At 75.1% G+C, this 3,405-nt stretch carries 5 protein-coding genes; 3 read left to right on the forward strand and 2 right to left on the reverse strand.

The window, feature by feature from the left end:
• Positions 1–270 precede the first annotated feature (270 nt).
• Positions 271–852: a restriction endonuclease gene (locus AOK18_RS20195; RefSeq protein ID WP_055695276.1), complete on the forward strand. Its 582-nt coding sequence runs from the start codon at positions 271–273 to the stop codon at positions 850–852.
• A gap of 151 nt (positions 853–1,003) precedes the next feature.
• On the opposite strand, the gene AOK18_RS20200 is transcribed toward AOK18_RS20195, so the two are convergent.
• Positions 1,004–1,603, reverse strand: a complete 600-nt coding sequence (locus tag AOK18_RS20200; RefSeq protein WP_055695277.1) for a class I SAM-dependent methyltransferase — start codon at positions 1,601–1,603, stop codon at positions 1,004–1,006.
• Between the two features lie 248 nt (positions 1,604–1,851).
• Positions 1,852–2,280, reverse strand: a complete 429-nt coding sequence (locus AOK18_RS20205; RefSeq protein WP_055575032.1) for a PPOX class F420-dependent oxidoreductase — start codon at positions 2,278–2,280, stop codon at positions 1,852–1,854.
• A gap of 87 nt (positions 2,281–2,367) precedes the next feature.
• Between AOK18_RS20205 and AOK18_RS20210 the strand changes: the two genes are divergently transcribed.
• Both AOK18_RS20210 and AOK18_RS20215 read left to right on the forward strand, forming a co-directional pair.
• Complete coding sequence (locus AOK18_RS20210) at positions 2,368–2,781, forward strand: roadblock/LC7 domain-containing protein (protein WP_055695278.1); 414 nt, start codon at positions 2,368–2,370, stop codon at positions 2,779–2,781.
• Positions 2,782–2,907: 126 nt separating this feature from the next.
• Positions 2,908–3,405: DUF6397 family protein (locus tag AOK18_RS20215; RefSeq protein ID WP_240503252.1), on the forward strand; the 498-nt coding region annotated here is incomplete at its 3' end.

Genomic DNA, 3,405 nt, shown 5'->3' on the forward strand with positions numbered 1-3,405 from the left:
ACGCGCTCCCGACCGGATCGGGCCACCGGAAGCCCCGGCGGCTCCCGCGCGACCGCCCGGCACGCCAGCTCGTTCACCCCGAATGCCGGGGCCTCCGGCGGCACCCGGCCGCCCCCCCCCGGCCCGCCCGTTCATGGAACCGGTGCTCGGCGGCGCCCGTGCCCGGGGAATCCCCCGCCCGGTCGGCCTCGCCGGATGAACCGGCACCCGAAGGGGGAGCAACAAGGCGGCACTCCGGCCGGAGGAAGAGGAAGAGGGGGGACGGGACGCATGGGGACGGTGCTGATGGTGGTGCTGACCGCCGCCGCGGCCGCCGCGGTCGTCGTCGCGGGCGCGGTACGCGCCGGGCGGCGCGCGGCGCGGGCGGAAGGGGCCAGGCTCGCCGAAGAGGCGCGACGGCGGGCGCGCCGGTCGCTGGACGCGGTCTGGACGATGGACGGCCGCGAGTTCGAGAGGTACGTCGCCGACCTGTGTCGCCGGGACGGCTGCACCGACGTCGCGCGTACCGGCGGGGCCGGGGACCTCGGAGCCGATGTGACCGGTCGCCTGCCCGACGGCCGCCGCTTCGTCGTCCAGTGCAAGCGGTACGCCCGACACCGCACGGTCGGGAGCCGTGACCTCCAGACGTTCAACGGCACGGCCCGCGCGGAACACGGCGCCGACGTACCCGTCTTCGTGGCCTCCTGCGTCTTCACCGGACCGGCCCGCCGGTTCGCCGCTCGCCACCGGCTGTGCCTGATCGACGTCGACCTGCTCGGCTTCTGGAACGGCGGCACCCCGCTGACCTCGTTCCTGGACCTGGACATCAGCCGCTCCGGCACCCACCGCAAGCTCCACCCGGACCACGACTGACGGGAGAACCGCCGCTGCCTCCCCGAGGGGCCGGCCGCCGGAGGAGCCGTGCGTCCCCGGTCCGCGTCCCCGGTCGGCGTCGTCCCCGGTCCGCGTCCGCGGGACGCCGGGTGCGGTGCGCGGGCCGGGAGGTCGGCGCGGTTCCGGGCGCTCAGCCCGTGCGGACTGCCAGCGTCAGGAACCGGGCGTCCTCGTCGACGTACGACGTCATGTGCCAGCCCGAACCGGCCAGCAGCGGGCGGAGGTTCGGCTCCGCGCGGAGGTCGTCCGGCGTGATCGAGCGGCCCTGGCGCGCGGCGAGCGCCGCCCTGCCGAGGGGGTGGAACAGCGCGAGCACGCCGCCGGGACGCACCACCCGCGCGAGTTCCCGGAGGTTCCCGGCCGGGTGGGGCAGGTGTGCGATCAGGCCCGCCGCGAACACGGCGTCGAGGGATCCCGGGCGCAGCGGCAGCGCGGAGACGTCGGTGAGCAGCAGCGTCCCGTCACGGTCCCGTCCGGCCCGCACGGCCTCCCGCAGCATGGCCGGGGTCAGGTCCGCCCCGAGGACCGTCCCGGAAGGGCCCACGGCCGCACGCAGCGGCGGCAGGGCCCGCCCGGTGCCGCAGCCGGCGTCGAGCACCCGGGCGCCCTCGCGCAGCCCCAGCCCGGCCACCGCCGCCGCGTAGGCCGGGCCGTCGTCGGGGAACCGGCGGTCCCAGCCGGCGGCGCGCTCGGTGAAGAACTCCTGGACACGGGTGTGGTCGTCGCTCATGCCCGGCATGATCCCCCACCGGACCGTCCGGCGCCCGGGCCCGGGCACCCGCCGAGCCGCGACGACGTGCCGTCCTCCGCCCGCGCTCGCTCACACCGCCGGGGCACCGGATCCGGCCACGGCCGACTCCCGCCTCGTCGCCCCGCACGAGGCCGCCCGGGCCGTGTCACCCTGGGCGGGGGCACCCGGGCCGTGTCACCCCGCGCGGGGCCGCCCGGACCGTACGGCCCCGTGCCGCGGCCCGGCCGTCAGTCCGCGACGCCCCTCTCCGACAGGACCTTCTCGACGGCGACACGGACGAGGAGTTCGCCCGGCACGCCGTTGCGCGCCCCGAACTCCTCGGCACGGTCCTGGCCCATGTAGCGCGCGGCGATCCGCGTCGCCCAACGCACCAGGTCCTCGGGGTCCTCCGAGATCCGTGCCCGGCCCCGCAGCAGCACGAAGGAGAACGGCGGCCGGTCGTCGTCCACGCACAGGGCCACCCGCCCGTCCCGGACCAGGTTGCGCCCCTTCACCGTCTCCCGGCCGGTGTTGAACACCACGTCGTCCCCGTCGAGCACGAACCAGATCGGCGCCGCGTGCGGGCTGCCGTCGGCACGCACGGTGGAGAGCGTGGCGGTGCGGGTTCCGTACGAGACGAACTCCCGCCATTCCTCGTCGGTCATCCTCTGTCCCATGGCTTCTATCCTCCTTGTCCGGCGCCCGGCCGTGGGGAAGGCTGGCGGGGGATCCGTACGGGGAGGAGCAAGGGGGAGATGCGCGGCATGACGCCAAAACGGGGACTCGACTGGCTGCTGGACGACCTGACCCAGAGAGTCGAGGAGGTACGGCACGCGCTGGTCCTGTCCACCGACGGGCTGGTGACCGGGACGAGCACGGGGCTTCGGCGCGAGGACGCGGAGTACCTGGCCGCGGTCTCGTCCGGACTGCACAGCCTGGCCAAGGGCTCCGGACAGCACTTCGGCGCGGGCGGAATGCGCCAGACGATGATCGAGTTCGATGACGCGGTGCTCTTCGTCACCGCGGCCGGCAGCGGCAGCTGCCTGTGCGTGCTCAGCGGGGCCGAGGCCGACATCGGCCGGATCGCGTACGAGATGACACTGCTGGTCAACCGGGTCGGCGAGCACCTGGACGTGGACTCCCGCCGCCCGGAGCCCGGCGGCCCCACGGACATCTGACCCGCGCGTCCGCCGGCCCCCGTGGAGTTGTCCACAGGCCGGTCACGAAGAGTGACAAAGCGGATACGGTTCTCTCCGGGCGGCGCGCACGGCGCCGGCCGAGCACACTCCACGGGGGAGACCGGCATGTCCGAAGACACCACCACGCACGCGGTCACGACCACCGTCTCCTGGGTCACGGCGGACCACGCGGCACAGGAACTCGGCCTCACGGCCGGCGAGTTCGAGCTCGCCGCAGACCTCGGCAAGATCCGCACCACCCTCGGCGAGCGGGGATCCGGCCGCCGGGTGGACCGCGCCGAACTCGAACGGATCCGCGCCCGGCCGGGACATCCGCAGGCCCTGCGCGAGAGCGTCAGGACCGTGGGCGCCACGGAGGGCGCGCTGCTCATGGGGGTGACGAAGGACCGGTTCACGCGACTGGCCCGGCTGGGGCTGCTGGCCCCCGCGGAGTTCCGCCTCGACCGCCACCGTGCCGTGGTCTGGCTCTACCCGGCCCAGGAGCTGAGGGATTTCGCGGCCGACGGGAGGAACACCGAGCTGTTGCGGGGCCGCACGTCGAGACCGGTGTCGAGCTGTCCCTTAAGGGTGCAGGACGTGCGGCCCCGCAACAGCTCGGTGTTC

It is taken from the genome of Streptomyces prasinopilosus (assembly GCF_001419695.1).
Taxonomy (GTDB): domain Bacteria; phylum Actinomycetota; class Actinomycetes; order Streptomycetales; family Streptomycetaceae; genus Streptomyces; species Streptomyces prasinopilosus.

Excerpts from the sequence above, each read along its gene's own strand:
- AOK18_RS20195 (WP_055695276.1), top strand. The coding sequence starts at position 271 with ATGGGGACGGTGCTGATGGTGGTGCTGACCGCCGCCGCGGCCGCCGCG.
- AOK18_RS20200 (WP_055695277.1), bottom strand. The coding sequence starts at position 1,603 with ATGAGCGACGACCACACCCGTGTCCAGGAGTTCTTCACCGAGCGCGCC.
- AOK18_RS20205 (WP_055575032.1), bottom strand. The coding sequence starts at position 2,280 with ATGGGACAGAGGATGACCGACGAGGAATGGCGGGAGTTCGTCTCGTAC.
- AOK18_RS20210 (WP_055695278.1), top strand. The coding sequence starts at position 2,368 with ATGACGCCAAAACGGGGACTCGACTGGCTGCTGGACGACCTGACCCAG.